This window comes from Cellulomonas shaoxiangyii (assembly GCF_004798685.1).
GTDB classification, from domain to species: Bacteria; Actinomycetota; Actinomycetes; order Actinomycetales; family Cellulomonadaceae; genus Cellulomonas; species Cellulomonas shaoxiangyii.
The window spans coordinates 2676471-2693720 of sequence record NZ_CP039291.1; the positions used below are offsets into that span (position 1 = coordinate 2676471).

A 17250-nucleotide genomic window follows, 5' to 3' on the forward strand; every position below is an offset into this window, starting at 1 on the left:
CCCGTGGAGCCGCAGGACGACCCCCAGGAGCGCGCCCGGCACGTGGCCGCGCGCCTCGCCGCGCTGCGCGACCGCGTCGCCCGGGCCGCCACCGCCGCGGGGCGCCCGGTCGACGACGTCCGGGTGCTGCTGGCCAGCAAGACCATGGACGCGGTGACGGTGCGCGCGGCGCTCGCGGCCGACGCCGCGGCACGTGCGGCGGGGTCCGGCACCGCGCCCGTGCTGCTCGGCGAGAACCGCGTCCAGGAGCTCGTGGCCAAGGCGCCCGTGCTCGCCGACGCCGCGCCGGTGTGGCACGTCATCGGCCCGCTGCAGTCCAACAAGGTGAACGCCGCCCTGCGGTGGGCCGCGGCGGTCCAGTCCGTGGCGGACGACGACCTCGCGCTGCGGCTGAGCGCGCGCGTGCGCGAGCGCGACGTCCCGCTGGACGTCTGGGTGCAGGTCAACGTGTCCGGGGAGCCGACCAAGCACGGTGCCCGGCCGCAGGATGCGCGCGACCTCGCCGCCCGGGTCGCCGCCCTGCCCGGGCTGCGCCTCGCCGGGTTCATGACCGTGGGCGCCCGCGGGCCGGACGAGGACCGGGTCCGCGCGGGCTACGCGCTGCTGCGCGCCGTCCGGGACGACGTGGTGGCGTCCGGTGCGCCCGGCACCGGCGACGCGCGCGGCCTGTCCATGGGGATGAGCGGGGACCTGGAGCTCGCGGTCGCCGAGGGGGCGAGCGTGGTGCGCATCGGCACCGCGGTGTTCGGGTCGCGTCCGGCGACCGGCGGGGAGCCGCCGGGCGGCGGCACGCCCGCGCGGTAGCGCGCCCCGCCGGTGCCGCCGGTGCCGGCCCTGCCGCCGGCCGCTGGGAGGATGGCCGCATGGACGCCCCCGCGCCCCGCCCCGCCCGCCGCCGCTTCCCGGCCTTGGTGTACGCCACCGGCGGCGAGCCCGACGCCCGCTTCTCGCTCGCGAACGAGCGCACGTTCCTCGCGTGGGCCCGCACCGCCCTCGCGTTGCTGGCCGGCGGCGTCGCGCTCGAGGCGCTCGACCCGCCGGTCGAGCCGCGGCTGCGACTCGCCGCCGCGGTGCTGCTCGTCGCGCTCGGCACGCTCGCGCCCGTGCTCGCCTGGGTCGGCTGGGCGCGGGCCGAGCGGGCGATGCGCCGGTCGGAGCCGCTGCCCGCGCCGTCGGCGTTCGGGCTGCTGGTCGTCGGGGTGGCCGTCGCCGGGCTGCTCGTGCTGGTCGGGCTGGTGCTCGCGTGACGGGCGTCGCCGCGGACTCCCTCGCCGGCGAGCGGACCGCGCTCGCGTGGCGGCGGACCGCGCTCGGGCTGCTCGGCGGGTCCGTGGCCGCCGGCCGGCTCCTCGCCGAGACGTGGGGGCCTGCGGGCTGGTCGGTCGCCGCGGGCGGCACCCTGCTGGCGGTGCTCGTGCTCGTCGCGTCGCACGAGCGGCGCAGCGCGGCCCGGCACGGGTCCGACGGCCGGTCGACTCCCGGCGGCCGGCTCGTCACGGCCTGCGCGGCCGGCCTGGTCGCGGTCGGCGCCGCGGCCGCCGCGATCGTCCTCACCTGGCGGCACTGAGACGCGACGACGCCCGCCCGGGTGCTCGCACCCCGGTCCGCCCTCGCCGGGCGGCACGCGGCGGCCCGCCCCCGACCTCAGGGCACGCGCGCCGTCCAGGCCGGGTCGGAGAACTTCGTCGCCACGAGCTCGCGGGCCCGCTCCAGCTCCGCGGGCCGCAGCTCGCCGTCGACGGTCCGGTACCGGGCGCGGAAGTGCGCGACGAACGCGTCGATCACCTGCTCACGCGGCAGCCGCGTCTGCGAGCGCACCGGGTCGACGCGCTTGTTCGCCGAGCGGGTGCCCTTGTCCGACAGCTTCTCGCGGCCGATCCGGAGCACCTCGAGCATCTTGTCCGCGTCGATGTCGTAGGACATCGTCACGTGGTGCAGGACGGCGCCGCCGCCGCTCGTGAGCCGCTTCTGCGCCGACCCCGCGAGCTTGCCCGCGGGCGACGAGATGTCGTTCAGCCCCGTCGTGGTGGCCTGCACGCCGACGTCCGCGAGCGCGCCGAGCACCCACTGGTTGAGGAACGTGTACGAGTCCTCGAACGACATGCCGTCCACCAGGGACGGCGGCACGACCAGCGAGAACGTGATGCAGTTGCCGGCCTCCATGAACATGGCCCCGCCGCCGCTGATGCGGCGCACCACGGTGACGCCGTACCGGGCGGCCGCCTCGGCGTCCACCTCGTTCGCGAGCGACTGGAACGAGCCGATGACCACGGCCGGTTCCTCCCACTCCCAGAACCGCAGCGTCGGCCCCCGGCGCCCCGCGGCGAGCTCCTCCGTGAGCACCTGGTCGAGGGCGGCGTGCACGGCGGGCGGCACGACGCCCGGGTCGAGCAGCGTGAACTCGTGGTCCGCCCACGCGGTCGACAGCCCGAGCGCACGGTGCACCGCGACCGCGACCGCACGCGTGTCGAAGCCGACCATGGCGACCGGCCCGGCCACGCGCCCCTCGTCCTGCGCGCGCGTCAGCGCGTCGTCGAGCACTCGGGTCAGCGACCCGACCGAGGCGTCGCGCGGGACGCCGGCGAGCGCCTGGTCGAGCACGTCGAGGGCGTCGTCCGGCTCGAGGAAGAAGTCGCCGGAGACCCGCACGTCCGCGAGCCGGTCGTCCCGGACGTCGAGGTCGACCACCACGAGCTTGCCCTCGGGAACCTTGTACTCACCGTGCACGGGTCCACCCTAGGCCGGGCGGCGCACGCACCCGCCGTGCGGCGCGGCACGCCGCCGGTCGGGGTCAGGCCAGCGCCCGGACCGCCGTGAGGGCCCGCTCCTCGATCATCGTGCTGAGCGCCGCCGTCGTCCCGAGCACCTCCGACGCGTCCTCGCGCGCGGCCGGGTCGAGCGCGGTCGCCGTCCACGTGACGATCGCGTTGCCGACGAGCGTGTGCCCGACGTACCGGGCGCGCGCGTCCTCGTCACCCACGCGGACCGTGACCTCCTGCGCGACCTCGGGCAGCACCCCCTGCCCCTCGATCGCGGGCTCCGTGACCCACTGCTCGCGCCCGCCGGCCGCGTCGACCACCGTGTACTCGGCGCAGACGTCGATGGTCGTGACGAGCGCGGCGAACGCGTCGCGCGCCGCCGCGGGATCGGGCAGCAGGACGACGTCCTGCGCGACCCGGACGTCCTCGTTCGCCCACGCCAGCGCGTCGTACGCGACGGGCGGCCCGGGCACGACCGTGACCGCCGTCGTGCACGTCGCCGGCTCGACCGCCACGCCCGCGGGCAGGCCCCACGGCGTCTGGCCGGGCCCGAGGCCCTGGGTCACGCCGCTCCGGGCGCCGGGGACGGCGTCCTCGATGTCGGAGCGCGTCAGCAGCAGGCCGGGCAGCGTGGTGGCGTCGAAGACGGCGTCGGCACCCGCCGGGCCCGCGGGCGACGTCGCGCTGTCGGGTGCGGTCGGGGACGGCGTCGTGGGGGTGCTCGGCGCCGCGCTGGTGGGCGCGGGGGTCGCCGCGGGCGGGGCCGGCCCCCACGGCCGGACGACGAGGAGCACCGCCGCGACGACCACGGCGACCAGGACCCCGGGCCACCACCGCCGCCGCGGGTGCACCGCGTCGGCGGCCGGGACGTCCCCCGGGGGCGCGCCCGCACCGCCGTCGGCGTGCGGGCCGTGCTGCGGGTCCGTGCCGGGCACGCGGGCTCCTTCCGCCTCGCCGGGGGCCCGACGTGGGGCCACCCCCGAGGCTAGGACCCCGTGACGCCCCGCGCAGGCCGTCGGGTCGTCGGCGCGCGGGCCGGGCGGACCGCGCGGGCGACGCGACGCGAGGTCAGCGCGCCGGGACGCCGGCGTGCCGCAGACCCCAGATGGCCGAGTCGGTCAGCGCCTCCCACGACGCCTCGATCAGGTTGGGCCCCACGCCGACCGTGCTCCACGACGTGTGACCGTCCGAGGTCTCGATCAGCACGCGCGTGACCGCGTCCGTGCCGTGGGTCTGGTCGAGGATGCGGACCTTGAAGTCGATGAGCTCGAACGACTCGAGCTCGGGGTACACCCGCAGGAGCGCGCTGCGCAGCGCCTGGTCCAGCGCGTTCACGGGGCCGTTGCCCTCGGCCGTGGCGACGATCCGCTCGCCGCCCGCGTGCAGCTTCACGGTCGCCTCGGCGACCGCCGGCGTACCGCGCCCGCCGTTGCGCTCGACGATGGTCCGCCACGACTCGACGCGGAAGTACGCCGGGCGCGCGCCGTCCATCTCCTCGACCAGCAGGAGCTCGAAGGAGGCGTCGGCGGCCTCGAACGTGTACCCGTTGGCCTCGGCGTCCTTGACGCGGCTCGTCACGCGGGACAGCACCTCGGGCCGCGCCGCGAGCTCGTGGCCGAGCTGGCGGCCCTTCAGCTCGATCGACGCGCGTCCCGCCATCTCCGAGACGAGCATGCGCATGTCGTTGCCCACGAGCGCCGGGTCGGTGTGCTGGTACAGGTCCGGGTCGACCTTGATCGCGGACGCGTGCAGCCCCGCCTTGTGCGCGAACGCGCTCGCGCCGACGTACGGCTGGCGGGCGAACGGCGAGATGTTGGTGATCTCGCTGATGGCGTGCGCGATGCGCGTGAGCTCGGGGAGGCCGCCGTCGCCGTCGGCCGCGCGCGCGAGGACCGGCCGGCCCCGCTTGAGCTCGAGGTTCGCGACGACCGCGAGGAGGTCGGCGTTGCCCGTGCGCTCGCCGTAGCCGTTCACCGTGCCCTGCACGTGGACGCAGCCCGCGTCGACGGCGGCGAGCGTGTTGGCGACCGCGCACCCCGAGTCGTTGTGGGCGTGCATGCCGAGCACCGCGTCCGGCCCGGCCGCGGCGCGCACGTCGAGCACGACGTCCCGCACCTGGTCGGGCAGCATGCCGCCGTTGGTGTCGCACAGCGCCACGACCTCGGCGCCCGCCTCGAACGCCGTCAGCACGGCCGCGCGGCTGTAGGCGGCGTCGAACGCGAACCCGTCGAAGAAGTGCTCCGCGTCGACGAACACGCGGCGCCCCTCCCGGCGCAGGAACGCCACGGTGTCGGCGATCATCCCGAGGTTCTCCTCGCCCGTGGTGCGCAGCGCACGCTCGGCGTGCCGCAGGTCGCTCTTGGCGACGAGCGTGACGACCGGCGCCTCCGAGTCGAGCAGGGCCCGCACCTGGGGGTCCTCCGACGCGCGCGTGCCCGGCTTGCGCGTGGCGCCGAACGCCGCGAGCTCGGCGTTGCGCAGGTCCAGCTCCTTGGCCGCCCGCTGGAAGAACTCGGTGTCCTTGGGGACCGCACCCGGCCACCCGCCCTCGATGAACCCCACCCCGAGCTCGTCCAGCAGCAGCGCGATCGTCAGCTTGTCGGCGACGGACAGCGCGATGCCCTCCTGCTGGGCGCCGTCGCGCAGGGTCGTGTCGTAGACGTGGAACGAGCGGTCGGTCACGGGGACTCCTCGGGCGGTGCGGGCATGCGTCGGCGGGCGGAGCGGCGGGTGCCGCACGACCGGCCGTGGGTGGGGCCGGCGCCGGGTCGACGTGCCGCCCGGCGGGGGTGGTGCCGGGCGGGTGCGGACCAACAAAAAGACCCCCCGGGGTACGGGAGGTCTGCGCGTCGGCTGGTCGGCCGACGCGCTACACGATGATGAGCGTGAAGCGGGTCACAGGGGCGATGGTGGCACAGGTCGACCCGCACGGGCGCGGTGTCCACGATCCGGACCGCGCGAGGGCGCGCGAGGGCGCGTCCCCCGGGAGGGGGGCAGACCGTGCCGAACCGGACGGCGAGGGCTAGCGTGTGCTGCGCCCGTGGACCGGTCACGGCACGGGCGACGGAGACAGGAGCCCGGCCATGTCCCACCCCTCCCCCGGCGGCCCCGCCGAGCCGCAGACCCCCACCTGGTCGCCGCCGCCGACGGTGCCGCCGGCGACCGCCGGCGCGCCCGCACCGACCGCTGTGCCCGCACCGACCGCTGTGCCCGGATCGACCGCTGCGCCCGCACCGACCGCCGTGCCCGCACCGGCCGCCGTGCCGGCAGCGACCACGCCGGCACCCGGGGCGCCGGGCCCGGCGGCACCCGGCCCGGGCGCGACGCGGCTCACACTGGAGACGCGCCGGTTCTGGTCCGGCGCGGCCGCGACGGCGCTCGTGGCGGCCCTCGTCGGCGTCGTGGGCGTGCTGGTGCTGGAACGGATCCTGGGCGTGGAGCTCACCGTCGGGGGCTCGTCGGGGTCCGCCATGGCGACGTACGTGCTCGGGGGCTCGTTCGCCGCGCTCGTCGCCGCGGGGCTCCTGCACGCCCTCGTCCTGACCACACCCCGGCCGCGCGCGTTCTTCGGGTGGATCCTCGCGCTCGCGACGCTCCTCGCGACGCTGCTCCCGCTGACGTCGTCCGGCGGGTTCGGCTCCGGGATCGCGACCGGCGTCGTCAACCTGCTCGTCGGCGTCGCGGTCTGGTCGCTGCTGTCCGGCGTGCTCGGGTGGACGGTCCGCCGGGTGCCCGCCTGACGCGCAGCACCGCACGCGCACCGACGGCGACGGTCCCCGGGCTGCGGGGACCGTCGCCGTCAGCGGACGTCGCGACCGTCAGAGGAGCCGGGTGAGCCAGCCGTGCCGGTCGGCGGCGCGGCCGTACTGGATGTCCGTGAGCTCCGCACGGATGCGCGTGGTGACCGGGCCGGCCTGGCCGTCACCCACGACCAGGTCGAAGTCGTCGCTCGCGAGCCGCCCGATCGGCGTCATCACGGCGGCGGTGCCGCACGCGAACACCTCGCTCACGCTCCCGTCGGCCAGCCCGGCGCGCAGCTCGTCGAGGAGGATCGGGCGCTCCGCGACCTCGTGGCCCGCGTCGGTGAGCAGCCGCAGGATCGACGAGCGCGTCACGCCCTCGAGGATCGTGCCGGACACCGGCGGCGTCGCCACCGAGCCGTCCGCGTACACGACGACGACGTTCATGCCGCCCAGCTCCTCGAGCTGCGTGCCCGTGCGGTCGTCGAGGAAGCAGACCTGCTCGAAGCCCTTGGCGTACGCCTCCTGCTGCGGCAGCAGGCTGGCGGCGTAGTTGCCGCCGCACTTGGCCGCCCCCGTGCCGCCCGCACCGGCGCGGTGGTAGTCGCGGCTCACCCAGATCGACACCGGCTTCACGCCGCCGGCGAAGTACGGGCCGACGGGCGAGGCGATGACCAGGAACTCCGCCTCCAACGACGCGCGCACCCCGAGGAACGCCTCGGACGCGTACATGAACGGGCGCAGGTACAGGCTCGTCTCCTCGCCCGTGGGCACCCACGCACGGTCGACGCCGACCAGGGCGCGGATCGCGCCCAGGAAGTCGTCCTGCGGGAGCTCCGGGAGCGCGAGCCTGTGCGCCGACTGCCGGAACCGTGCCGCGTTCGCCTCCGGGCGGAACGACCAGACGGAGCCGTCGGCGTGCCGGTACGCCTTGAGGCCCTCGAAGATCTCCTGCGCGTAGTGCAGGACCGCCGTGGCGGGGTCCAGCTGCAGCGGGCCGTACGGCTCGACGCGGTGGCCGTGCCAGCCGTCGGCCTGCGACCAGCTGATGCGGGTCATGTGGTCGGTGAAGACCGTGCCGAACCGGGGCGCGGCCAGCGCGGCGGCGCGCTCGTCGTCCGGCACGGGGTTGGCGGACGCGTGGACCTCGAAGGTCGGTGCGGAGGTCGGCGCGGTGGTCTGCGCGGTGGCAGGTGTCGCGAGGGTGCTCATGGGAGGGCCTTTCACCAGGGTCGACGTCGACGGTACCGGTGCGGACGGCCGGGTGGACAGGCGGAGCGGCGCGTGCGGGCGCACGGACGCCGGGTGCCTGCGGGACAGGACTCGCGGCCGGCGCGCGCGCCGTGCCGGGACGCCTCGACGCGAGGGGTCGTCAGCCGGCGACGCGGGCGGCGATGTCCTTGCCCACCTCGGCCGTCGACCGTACTCGCTCGGCTGAGCCGCGCTCGGCCAGGTCGGCCGCCACGGCCGCCTCGACGCGCCGGGCGGCGGCGCTCTGCCCGACGTGGTCGAGCAGGAGCGCGACCGACAGCACGGTCGCCGTCGGGTCCGCCTTGCCCTGGCCCGCGATGTCCGGTGCCGAGCCGTGCACGGGCTCGAACATGCTCGGCGCCGTGCGGTCGGGGTTGATGTTCGCGGAGGCGGCCAGGCCGATGCCCCCGGTGATCGCGGCGGCCAGGTCCGTCAGGATGTCGCCGAACAGGTTGTCGGTGACGATCACGTCGAAGCGCGACGGGTTCGTCACGAGGAAGATCGTCGCGGCGTCGACGTGCAGGTAGTCCACCGTCACGTCGGGGAAGTCCGCGTTCACGGCCTCGACCGTGCGGCGCCACAGGTGACCCGCGTGCACCAGGACGTTGTGCTTGTGCACGAGCGTGAGCTTCTTGCGCGGGCGGGCCGCGGCGCGGGCGAAGGCGTCGCGCACGACGCGCTCGACGCCGAACGCCGTGTTGACGCTGACCTCGTTGGCGACCTCGTGCGGCGTGCCGGCGCGGATGGCGCCGCCGTTGCCCACGTACGGCCCCTCGGTGCCCTCCCGGACCACGACGAAGTCGACCTCGCCCGGCTCGGCGAGCGGCGAGCGCACACCCGGGTACAGCCGCCCCGGGCGCAGGTTCACGTAGTGGTCGAGCGCGAAGCGCAGCTTGAGCAGCAGGCCGCGCTCGAGCACGCCCGACGGGACGCCCGGGTCGCCGATGGCGCCCAGCAGGATCGCGTCGTGGCGGCGGACGGCCGCGAGGTCCGCGTCGGTGAGGGTCTCCCCCGTCGCGTGCCAGCGGCGCGCGCCGAGGTCGTAGTCCGTCGTCGTCAGCGTGGGGCCGTCGGCGTCGAGCGCCGCCTCGAGCACGAGCAGACCCTGCTCGACGACCTCGGTGCCGATGCCGTCCCCGGCGACGACGGCGAGGTCCAGGGTGCGCGTGCTGTCCGACATGCTCGTCACCCTACGACCGTCCTGCCAGTCGGACCGCCGCTTTCCACGACGTGGACACCTGACCGCCCAGCGGCGGCGCCGCGCCGCTCAGTCGACGGCCGGCGCGGGCCCGTCCGTCGGGTACACGACCTCGAACCGCTCGAGCACCACGTCCCCGAGCACGGCACCGTCGACGCCCGCGTTCAGGGCCCGCCACCGCTCCACCACGTCGTCCGCCGGCGACCCGAGCTCGGCCGCCGCGTGCGCCGCCGTCACGTCGGCCGCCGCGACCACCTGCACGTCCGTCACCCGCACCAGGGCACGGGGCCGCCGGGCGCCGTCCAGCACGATGCCGACGTCGCCCACGCCCGGCAGGTCCTCGAACGCCGACCGGGGGCCCGACGTCGCCGTCTTGCGCCCCGCGAGCACCGCCTCGACCTCCGCGTCCGCCTCGGCCTCCGTGACGCCGAACGACCACGCCGGCGGCGTCACGACGTCGTCCGACGTGTCACCGGTGACCATGCCGAGCCTGCCGAGGCCGAGGTGGCCCTGCGCCGCCTGCCAGAAGGCCAGCAGCCCGTCGTCGTCCTGCACGTCGGCACGGTCCTGCGCGGTCGTCCGCGGCTCGTCCATCGGCTTCTCCTCGGCTCGGGGTCGCGGCCCATCCTGCCGTCGAGGTGCCGACCCGGCGACCGCTGCGGGGCCGTGACCTGCCGGGACGACGACGCGGGCCGCCGCGCACGAGGCGCGACGGCCCGCGGCCGTGGAGGGAGGGCGTCAGCGCGCGGCGCTGCCCTCGCGGTAGTCCGAGTCGGACGGCTTCACCCACGCGAACAGCTGGCGCAGCTCGCGGCCGACCGGCTCGATCGGGTGGTTCTGCCCCTTCTCGCGCAGGGCCTGGAACTCCGGGGCGCCGGCGTCCTGGTCGGCGATGAAGCGCTGCGCGAAGGCACCGTTCTGGATGTCCGCGAGGACGGCCTGCATGTTCTCCTTCACCTGGGGCGTGATGACCCGCGGGCCGGAGACGTAGTCGCCGTACTCGGCCGTGTCCGAGACCGACCAGCGCTGCTTGGTGATGCCGCCCTCGAAGATGAGGTCGACGATCAGCTTGAGCTCGTGCAGCACCTCGAAGTACGCGACCTCGGGCTGGTAGCCCGCCTCGGTCAGCGTCTCGAAGCCGTACTGGACGAGCTGCGACACGCCGCCGCACAGCACGGCCTGCTCGCCGAAGAGGTCCGTCTCCGTCTCCTCGGTGAACGTGGTCTTGATGCCGGCCGCGCGCAGGCCGCCGATCGCCTTCGCGTACGACAGCGCGAGCTCCCACGCGTGGCCCGACGCGTCCTGCTCGACCGCGACGATGACCGGCACGCCGCGCCCGTCCACGTACTCGCGGCGGACGAGGTGGCCGGGGCCCTTGGGGGCCACCATGAGCACGTCGTGCTCCGCCGAGGGCTTGATGTAGCCGTAACGGATGTTGAAGCCGTGGCCGAACACGAGCGCCGCGCCGTCCTTGAGGTTCGGCTCGATCTCGTCGCGGTAGACGAGGCGCTGCACCTGGTCGGGCGCGAGGATCACGACGACGTCGGCGTCACGGACGGCGTCGGCCACCGTGGCGACCGCGAGGCCCTCGTTCTCCGCCTTCTCGCGCGACGGCGAGCCCTCGCGCAGGCCGACGGTGACGTCGACGCCGGAGTCGCGCAGGTTGAGGGAGTGCGCGTGCCCCTGGCTGCCGTAGCCGATGACGGCGACCTTCTTGGACTGGATGACCGACAGGTCGGCGTCGTCGTCGTAGAACAGCTCAGCCACGGTGGATCTCCTCGGTGTGCGTTGCGAAGGGGGACGAAGTCGGGACGGGTGCGGGCGCGGCGGTCACGCGGACCGGGACACGCGCTCGAGCGCGCGGTCGGTGATGGACCGCGGTCCGCGGCCGATGGCCACGGTGCCGGACTGCACGATCTCACGGATGCCGAAGGGCTCCAGGGCCGCGAGCAGCGCGTCGAGCTTTCCGGGGCCACCGGTCGCCTCGACGACGACGGTGTCCGGCACGACGTCGACGACGTGCGCGCGGAAGAGCTGGACGACCTCGAGCACGCCGGTGCGCTGCGTCGAGTCGGCCTTGACCTTGACGAGCAGCAGCTCGCGCTGGACGGACGCGGCGTCCTCGAGCTCGACGATCTTGATGACGTTGATGAGCTTGTTCAGCTGCTTCGTCACCTGCTCGAGCGGGAGGGCGTCGACGTCCACGACGACCGTGATGCGGCTGATCTCCTCGTGCTCGGTCGGGCCGACCGCGAGGGAGTGGATGTTGAACGAGCGCCGGGCGAACAGGCCGGCGACGCGCGTGAGCACGCCGGGCTTGTTCTCGACGAGGACGGACAGGGTGTGGCGGGTCATCGCTGCGTTCCTCTCAGTCCTCGCGGTCCCACGCCGGGCTGATGCCACGGGCGTACTGGATGTCGTCGTTGCTCACGCCCGCGGCGACCATCGGCCACACCATCGAGTCGCGCGAGACGGTGAAGTCGACGACCACCGGGCGGTCGTCGATCTCCAGCGCCCGCTTGATCGTGGCGTCCACGTCGGCCGTCGTCTCGCAGCGCAGGCCCACGGCCCCGTACGCGTCGGCGAGCTTGACGAAGTCCGGCACCCGCACGGTCCCGTGCCCGGTGTGGAGGTCGGTGTTGGAGTAGCGCGACTCGTAGAAGAGGGTCTGCCACTGCCGGACCATGCCGAGCGAGCTGTTGTTGATGACCGCGACCTTGATCGGGATCTCGTTGATCGTGCAGGTCGCGAGCTCCTGGTTGGTCATCTGGAAGCAGCCGTCGCCGTCGATGGCCCAGACCGTGCGGTCCGGGTCGCCGACCTTCGCGCCCATGGCCGCGGGCACGGCGAAGCCCATCGTGCCGAGGCCGCCGGAGTTGACCCACGAGTTCGGCCGCTCGTAGCGGATGAACTGCGCCGCCCACATCTGGTGCTGCCCGACGCCGGACGCGTAGATCGCCTCGGGTCCGGTGAGCTCGCCGATGCGGCTGATCACGTGCTGCGGTGCGAGGTGCCCGTCGGTCGGCTCGTCGTACCCGAGCGGGAACGTCTCGCGCCACGCGTCGAGCTGGCGCCACCACGCCTCGAGGTCCGGCCGGCCCTGCTGCGCGTGCTCGCGCTCCAGCTCGGGCAGCAGGTCGGCGAGGACCTCGCGCAGGTCACCGACGATCGGCACGTCGGCCCGCTTGTTCTTGCCGATCTCGGCGGGGTCGATGTCGGCGTGCACGACCGTCGCGTTGGGCGCGAAGCTCGACAGCTTGCCCGTGACGCGGTCGTCGAAGCGGGCGCCGAGCGCGACGACGAGGTCGGCCCGCTGCAGCGCCGCGACCGCGGCCACCGTGCCGTGCATGCCGGGCATGCCCAGGTGCTGCGGGTGGCTGTCGGGCAGCGCACCGCGCGCCATCAGGGTCGTCACCGCGGGTGCGCCGGACAGGTCCGTGAGCCTGCGCAGCAGGTCGGCCGCGCGGGCGCGGATCACGCCGCCGCCGACGTACAGGACCGGGCGGCGCGCGGTCGCGAGCAGGCGCGCGGCCTCGCGCACCTGCTTCGCGTGCGGCTTGGTGACCGGGTGGTAGCCCGGCAGCTGCACCTCCTGCGGCCAGCTGAAGGTCGTCTCGGACTGCATGGCCGACTTCGCGATGTCGACGAGCACGGGGCCGGGACGCCCGGACGAGGCGATGTGGAACGCCTCGGCGATCGTCCGCGGGATGTCGTCCGGGTCGGTGACGAGGTAGTTGTGCTTGGTGACGGGCAGCGTGATGCCGACGATGTCGGCCTCCTGGAACGCGTCCGTGCCGATGAGCGCGGCCCCGACCTGGCCCGTGATGGCCACCATCGGCACCGAGTCCATGTTCGCGTCCGCGAGCGCCGTGACGAGGTTGGTCGCCCCCGGGCCGGAGGTCGCCATCGTGACGCCGACCTTGCCCGACGAGTACGCGTAGCCGGCCGCCGCGTGGCCGCCGCCCTGCTCGTGCCGCACCAGGATGTGCCGCACGCGCGTGGAGTCCATCAGCGGGTCGTACGTGGGCAGGATCGCGCCGCCGGGGATCCCGAAGACGACGTCGACGCCGACCTCCTCCAGGGACCGGACGATCGACTGGGCGCCCGTGACCTTCTCGGGGCCGATGCGGCGCGCCTCGGCGTCCGCCGGACGTGCGGCCGGCTCGCCGGCGGGCCGGACGGGGCGGACCGGCGTGCGCGGCGGTGCGGGGTGGGGGCCCTGGACCATCGTCGTCTCCTGGTGCTGCTCGGTGCTGTCGGGCGTGCGGCGGGCGCACATCCGGTGCGGTGCCCGGCGCTCAGGCGCGCCGGGCACGAAAAAGCCCCTCGACCCGAGGCACCGGGATGGACGAGGGGCGAGCGCGCGGACGAGACCTGGCGGTGTCGGCCTCAGCCGGCGCGCTCAGGAAGTACTACGAGGATCGTCTGCACGGCCGTGAGACTACGCCCGCAACGGGGGCGTGTCACCTCGCCCTCTCGCGATCTCACATGATGGTTCACGGACCACCCCGTGGACACGCCGGCGCCTCGGTGCTCAGACGGCGGCGCCGCGCCCTCCGGCCGCCACGAGCACGACCACGCACAGCACCGCGACCACCATGGCGAGCGTGAACGGCAGGCGGCTGCGCTCACGCCGCAGCCCGGCCGCGCCCGCGGTCACGGCGATGACCACGGCGAGCGCCCCGGCGGCCGCGGGCACGGCCCCCGGTCGCCCCGGCGGCCCGAGCACCGCCACCACGACCGCGCCGGCGAGGACGGCCGGCGCCAGGACGCCCGTCCGCCGGCGCCCGAGGCGGTGCGGCAGGCCCCGGACGCCGGTCGCGGCGTCGTCCTCGAGGTCCGGCATGACGTTGGCCAGGTGGGCGCCCACCCCGAGCAGCGCGCCGACCCCCAGCAGCCAGCCGGCGGGCCGCTCGTCGCCCGGCAGGGCCAGCACGACGAAGGCGGGCAGCAGGGCGAACGCGACCGCGTACGGGACCCACGACGCCACGGTCGACTTGAGGCGCACGTTGTAGGCCCACCCCATCGCCACCGCCCCCAGGTGCGCGCCGGCGGCCGCGGCCCCCGTCGGCAGGGAGACCAGGACGGAGGTGGCGGCCGCCACGACGGCCGCGGTCCGCAGCGTCCCCGGTGCCACCGCCCCGGCGACCACGGGCTTGTCCGTGCGCCCGACGGCCCGGTCGCGCGCGGCGTCGAGCCAGTCGTTCGACCAGCCGATCGACAGCTGCCCGGCCAGGACCGTCACCAGCACCAGCACGACCCGCCCCGCCGGGGCACCCACGCCGGCGGCGAGTGCCGTGCACAGCGTCGTGACGACGACCGTGGGGCCGGGGTGGCAGGCGCCCGCGAGCGCGGCGACCGTCCGGACCGCCCCGCGGCGCACGCGCGAGCCGTCTGCGGGTGCGGGGGCGTCGGGCACAGCTGCGACCGTAGCGGCTGATGCGGCCCCCCGCGCCGGGCGAGGGAGTGCGTGACACGATGCCGAGATGTCGCGCGTGCTGGCCGTCGCACCGGCTCTGCCGGGCCCCCCGCACGCCCAGGAGGCGATCTCCGACGTGGTCGTCCCGCTCGTCGCGGGGGCCGACGCGGGCACGGCGCGGCTCCTGCGGCGCCTGCACCGCAACAGCGGCGTGCGCACCCGGCACCTGGCCCTGGCGCCCGAGGAGTACGCGGGCCTGCGCGACTTCACCGACGCGAACGACCTGTACCTGACGGTCGGCACCGAGCTCGCGGCGCGCGCCGCGCGCGACGCCCTGACCCGGGCCGGCATCGCCCCCGAGGCGGTCGACTTCGTCCTGTTCACCTCGGTCACGGGGATCGGCGCGCCGTCGGTCGACGCGGCGCTCGTGCCCCTGCTCGGGCTGCGCACCGACGTCAAGCGGCTGCCCTCGTTCGGGCTCGGCTGCGCGGGCGGGGCCGCGGGCCTGGCCCGCGTGCACGACTACCTCACCGGCCACCCGCACGACGTCGCGCTGCTCGTGTGCCTCGAGCTGTGCTCGCTGACGCTGCAGCACGGCGGCACCGAGCCGGCCGACCTCGTCGCGAACGGCCTGTTCGGCGACGGAGCAGGCGCAGCCGTGCTCGTCGGCCGCGACCACCCGGCCGCCGCGACCGCGGCCGGCCCCGAGGTGGTGGCGAGCGGCAGCCGCCTGTACCCGGGCACGGGCGCGGACCTCGGCTGGCGCATCGGGGCGTCGGGCTTCCGCATCGTGCTGTCCGCCAACCTCCCCGCCGTGGTCCACGCCGAGCTCGCCGGCGACGTCGAGGGACTGCTCGCGGCGCACGGGCTGAAGCCCGGTGACGTGACGCGGTGGGTCGTGCACGCCGGCGGGCCCAAGATCCTCGACGCGGTGGAGCAGACGCTCGGGCTGCCCGACGACGCCCTCGCCGCGAGCCGCGCCTCGCTGGCGGCGGTCGGGAACCTGTCGTCCGCCTCGGTGCTCGACGTGCTCGACCGCACGCTGCAGGCCGGTCCGCCCCCCGGCTCGCCCGGTCTGCTGCTCGCGTTCGGGCCCGGCGTGAGCGTCGAGATGGTGCTCCTGCGCTGGTCTGCGGCGGGCTGACCCCTGGTGCTCCCGCGGTGGTCCACGGCAGGCTGACCCCGTGCTCACACTCTTCGTCGTCGTCGTCGTCCTCACGGGCGTGGAGCGTCTCGTGGAGCTCGTCGTCTCGTCCCGCAACGCGCGGTGGTCGTTCGCCCGCGGAGGCGTCGAGAGCGGCCGCGGCCACTTCCCGCCCATGGTCCTGCTCCACACCGGCCTGCTCGTCGCGTGCGTCGTCGAGGTGCTGGTCGCGCCCCGGGCCTTCGTGGCGTGGCTCGGCTGGACCGCGCTCGTGCTCGTCGTCGCGAGCCAGGCGCTGCGCTGGTGGTGCATCGCGACGCTCGGGCCGCGCTGGAACACGCGCGTCATCGTCGTGCCGGGGCTCCCGCTGGTGGACCGCGGCCCGTACCGCTGGATCCCGCACCCCAACTACGTGGCGGTCGTGGTCGAGGGCGTCGCCCTGCCCCTCGTGCACAACGCGTGGGTGACCGCGCTCGCGTTCACGGTGCTCAACGCCGTCCTGCTGCTGCGGTACCGCATCCCGGCCGAGGAGCGGGCCCTGCGGGCGGCGACCGTCCCGGCGTAGGACGCGTGCCGGACACGGACGTCCTCGTCGTGGGCGGCGGGCCCGTCGGGCTCGCCGCCGCCGTCGAGGCGCGCCGCCGCGGCCTGGAGGTGGTCGTCCTCGAGCCCCGGGCCGGGACGGTCGACAAGGCGTGCGGCGAGGGCCTCATGCCCGGCGCGCTGCGTCTCCTGCAGGAGTGGGACCTCGACCCGGTGGGCCACACCCTCGCAGGCATCAGCTACCGCTCACCCGCCGGGCACGTGGACCACCGCTTCCGCGGCCCCGCAGGCCGTGGCGTGCGGCGCACCACGCTGCACGACGCGCTGCGCGAGCGGGCGGCGGCGCTGGGGGCGACCACGGTGGCCGGGCGCGCGACCGGCGTCCGCGTCACGCCCGACGGCGTCGTCGTGGCCGGCATCTCCGCGCGGTACCTGCTGGCGTGCGACGGCCTGCACTCGACCGTCCGGCGCCTGCTCGGGGTGGAGCGCCCGGTGCCGGCCGGCCGCGACCGCGTCGACCGCCGGCGGTACGGCCTGCGGCGGCACTACCGCCTCGCGCCGTGGACGGACCTCGTGGAGGTGCACTGGTCCCGCGACGCCGAGGCGTACGTCACCCCGGTCGCGCCGGACCTCGTCGGCGTCGCCGTCCTGGGCCGACGCGGGGCGGGCCTGGACGCGGCCCTCGACGGGTTCCCCGAGCTGGCCGGGCGCCTGCACGGCGCGCTGCCCGCGGGGCCCGTCCGCGGCGCGGGACCGCTGCGCCAGCGCAGCACGCGCCGCGCCGTCGGTCCGGTGCGACTGGTCGGCGACGCGTCCGGCTACGTCGACGCGCTGACCGGCGAGGGGTTGCGGGTCGGCTTCGCGCAGGCGCGCGCCGCGGTCGCGACGCTCGACGACCCGGCGGCCTACGAGCGCGCCTGGCGGGCCGCGTCCCGCGACTACCGGCTGATCACGTCCGCGTTGGTGGCGTGGGCGACCTCGCCGATGCGGCCGGCGCTCGTGCCCGTGGCGCGCCGGTCCCCCGCGCTCTTCGGGGCCGTGGTGGAGCGTCTCGCCCGGTGAGGCGCCCGGGACGTACCCGGCGACGCGCGCACAGCGGTCCGGCGCCGGGAGGGCGCTCCCCCGTACGGTGGGCCGGAGACCCGACACGACGGCGAGGGCGGTGGACCGTGCGCACGACGGCAGGTGGGACGGCG

Annotated in this window: 17 protein-coding genes; 7 read left to right on the forward strand and 10 right to left on the reverse strand. The window is 75.8% G+C overall.

Going from position 1 to position 17250, the window contains the following annotated elements; all coding sequences use genetic code 11:
• Window positions 1–3 precede the first annotated feature (3 nt).
• Genes E5225_RS12155 through E5225_RS12165 form a run of 3 tightly spaced genes read left to right on the forward strand, consistent with a single transcriptional unit; the run spans window position 4 to window position 1567 of the window.
• Window positions 4–804, forward strand: a complete 801-nt coding sequence (locus tag E5225_RS12155; RefSeq protein ID WP_135971938.1) for a YggS family pyridoxal phosphate-dependent enzyme — start codon at window positions 4–6, stop codon at window positions 802–804.
• Window positions 805–863: 59 nt separating this feature from the next.
• Window positions 864–1247 (forward strand): YidH family protein, encoded by a 384-nt coding sequence (locus E5225_RS12160; protein WP_135971939.1) that lies wholly within the window; start codon window positions 864–866, stop codon window positions 1245–1247.
• A complete protein-coding gene (locus E5225_RS12165) occupies window positions 1244–1567 on the forward strand; it encodes a DUF202 domain-containing protein (RefSeq protein WP_135971940.1) in 324 nt (107 codons plus the stop codon). The genes E5225_RS12160 and E5225_RS12165 overlap by 4 nt, the downstream gene beginning before the upstream one ends.
• Window positions 1568–1644: 77 nt before the next feature.
• Here the strand turns inward: E5225_RS12165 and lplB are convergent, their stop codons facing one another.
• The 3 genes from lplB to cimA form a co-directional block, all read right to left on the reverse strand.
• Window positions 1645–2727: a lipoate-protein ligase small subunit gene (gene lplB, locus E5225_RS12170; protein WP_135971941.1), complete on the reverse strand. Its 1083-nt coding sequence runs from the start codon at window positions 2725–2727 to the stop codon at window positions 1645–1647.
• Between the two features lie 64 nt (window positions 2728–2791).
• A complete protein-coding gene (locus E5225_RS12175) occupies window positions 2792–3694 on the reverse strand; it encodes a sensor domain-containing protein (RefSeq protein ID WP_135971942.1) in 903 nt (300 codons plus the stop codon).
• A 133-nt stretch (window positions 3695–3827) separates the two neighbouring features.
• Complete coding sequence (gene cimA / locus E5225_RS12180; protein WP_135971943.1) at window positions 3828–5441, reverse strand: citramalate synthase; 1614 nt, start codon at window positions 5439–5441, stop codon at window positions 3828–3830.
• Between the two features lie 401 nt (window positions 5442–5842).
• Between cimA and E5225_RS12185 the strand changes: the two genes are divergently transcribed.
• Window positions 5843–6499, forward strand: coding sequence for a DUF6069 family protein (locus E5225_RS12185; RefSeq protein WP_166435860.1), 657 nt, complete (start codon window positions 5843–5845; stop codon window positions 6497–6499).
• A gap of 78 nt (window positions 6500–6577) precedes the next feature.
• Here the strand turns inward: E5225_RS12185 and E5225_RS12190 are convergent, their stop codons facing one another.
• The 7 genes from E5225_RS12190 to E5225_RS12220 form a co-directional block, all read right to left on the reverse strand.
• Window positions 6578–7711 carry a branched-chain amino acid aminotransferase gene (locus E5225_RS12190; protein WP_135971944.1) on the reverse strand — a complete coding sequence of 378 codons (1134 nt, stop codon included), beginning with the start codon at window positions 7709–7711 and terminating at the stop codon, window positions 6578–6580.
• 160 nt (window positions 7712–7871) lie between these two features.
• Window positions 7872–8930: a 3-isopropylmalate dehydrogenase gene (locus E5225_RS12195; RefSeq protein WP_135971945.1), complete on the reverse strand. Its 1059-nt coding sequence runs from the start codon at window positions 8928–8930 to the stop codon at window positions 7872–7874.
• 87 nt (window positions 8931–9017) lie between these two features.
• On the reverse strand, window positions 9018–9542 hold the full coding sequence (locus E5225_RS12200) for an ASCH domain-containing protein (protein ID WP_135971946.1): 525 nt from the start codon (window positions 9540–9542) through the stop codon (window positions 9018–9020).
• Between the two features lie 144 nt (window positions 9543–9686).
• Window positions 9687–10715, reverse strand: coding sequence for a ketol-acid reductoisomerase (gene ilvC, locus E5225_RS12205; protein WP_135971947.1), 1029 nt, complete (start codon window positions 10713–10715; stop codon window positions 9687–9689).
• Window positions 10716–10778: 63 nt separating this feature from the next.
• The gene (ilvN, locus tag E5225_RS12210) at window positions 10779–11303 is read right to left on the reverse strand and encodes an acetolactate synthase small subunit (RefSeq protein ID WP_135971948.1); all 525 of its coding nucleotides are present in this window, start codon (window positions 11301–11303) and stop codon (window positions 10779–10781) included.
• A gap of 13 nt (window positions 11304–11316) precedes the next feature.
• Window positions 11317–13176: an acetolactate synthase large subunit gene (locus E5225_RS12215; RefSeq protein ID WP_135971985.1), complete on the reverse strand. Its 1860-nt coding sequence runs from the start codon at window positions 13174–13176 to the stop codon at window positions 11317–11319.
• Between the two features lie 306 nt (window positions 13177–13482).
• Window positions 13483–14367: a UbiA family prenyltransferase gene (locus E5225_RS12220; protein WP_243738034.1), complete on the reverse strand. Its 885-nt coding sequence runs from the start codon at window positions 14365–14367 to the stop codon at window positions 13483–13485.
• Between the two features lie 67 nt (window positions 14368–14434).
• On the opposite strand from E5225_RS12220, the gene E5225_RS12225 reads away from it, so the two are divergent.
• From E5225_RS12225 to E5225_RS12235, 3 genes are read left to right on the forward strand one after another with little or no spacing between them, the layout of a single operon-like run.
• Window positions 14435–15511: a type III polyketide synthase gene (locus tag E5225_RS12225; RefSeq protein ID WP_135971949.1), complete on the forward strand. Its 1077-nt coding sequence runs from the start codon at window positions 14435–14437 to the stop codon at window positions 15509–15511.
• Between the two features lie 40 nt (window positions 15512–15551).
• The gene (locus E5225_RS12230) at window positions 15552–16076 is read left to right on the forward strand and encodes an isoprenylcysteine carboxyl methyltransferase family protein (protein WP_135971950.1); all 525 of its coding nucleotides are present in this window, start codon (window positions 15552–15554) and stop codon (window positions 16074–16076) included.
• A 5-nt stretch (window positions 16077–16081) separates the two neighbouring features.
• On the forward strand, window positions 16082–17116 hold the full coding sequence (locus E5225_RS12235; protein WP_135971951.1) for an NAD(P)/FAD-dependent oxidoreductase: 1035 nt from the start codon (window positions 16082–16084) through the stop codon (window positions 17114–17116).
• Window positions 17117–17250: the final 134 nt, after the last annotated feature.

Coding starts and splice junctions, on each gene's coding strand:
- E5225_RS12190 (WP_135971944.1), bottom strand. CDS start 7,711: ATGAGCACCCTCGCGACACCTGCCACCGCGCAGACCACCGCGCCGACC.
- E5225_RS12200 (WP_135971946.1), bottom strand. CDS start 9,542: ATGGACGAGCCGCGGACGACCGCGCAGGACCGTGCCGACGTGCAGGAC.
- ilvN (WP_135971948.1), bottom strand. CDS start 11,303: ATGACCCGCCACACCCTGTCCGTCCTCGTCGAGAACAAGCCCGGCGTG.
- E5225_RS12160 (WP_135971939.1), top strand. CDS start 864: ATGGACGCCCCCGCGCCCCGCCCCGCCCGCCGCCGCTTCCCGGCCTTG.
- E5225_RS12215 (WP_135971985.1), bottom strand. CDS start 13,176: ATGGTCCAGGGCCCCCACCCCGCACCGCCGCGCACGCCGGTCCGCCCC.
- E5225_RS12225 (WP_135971949.1), top strand. CDS start 14,435: ATGTCGCGCGTGCTGGCCGTCGCACCGGCTCTGCCGGGCCCCCCGCAC.
- E5225_RS12185 (WP_166435860.1), top strand. CDS start 5,843: ATGTCCCACCCCTCCCCCGGCGGCCCCGCCGAGCCGCAGACCCCCACC.
- E5225_RS12195 (WP_135971945.1), bottom strand. CDS start 8,930: ATGTCGGACAGCACGCGCACCCTGGACCTCGCCGTCGTCGCCGGGGAC.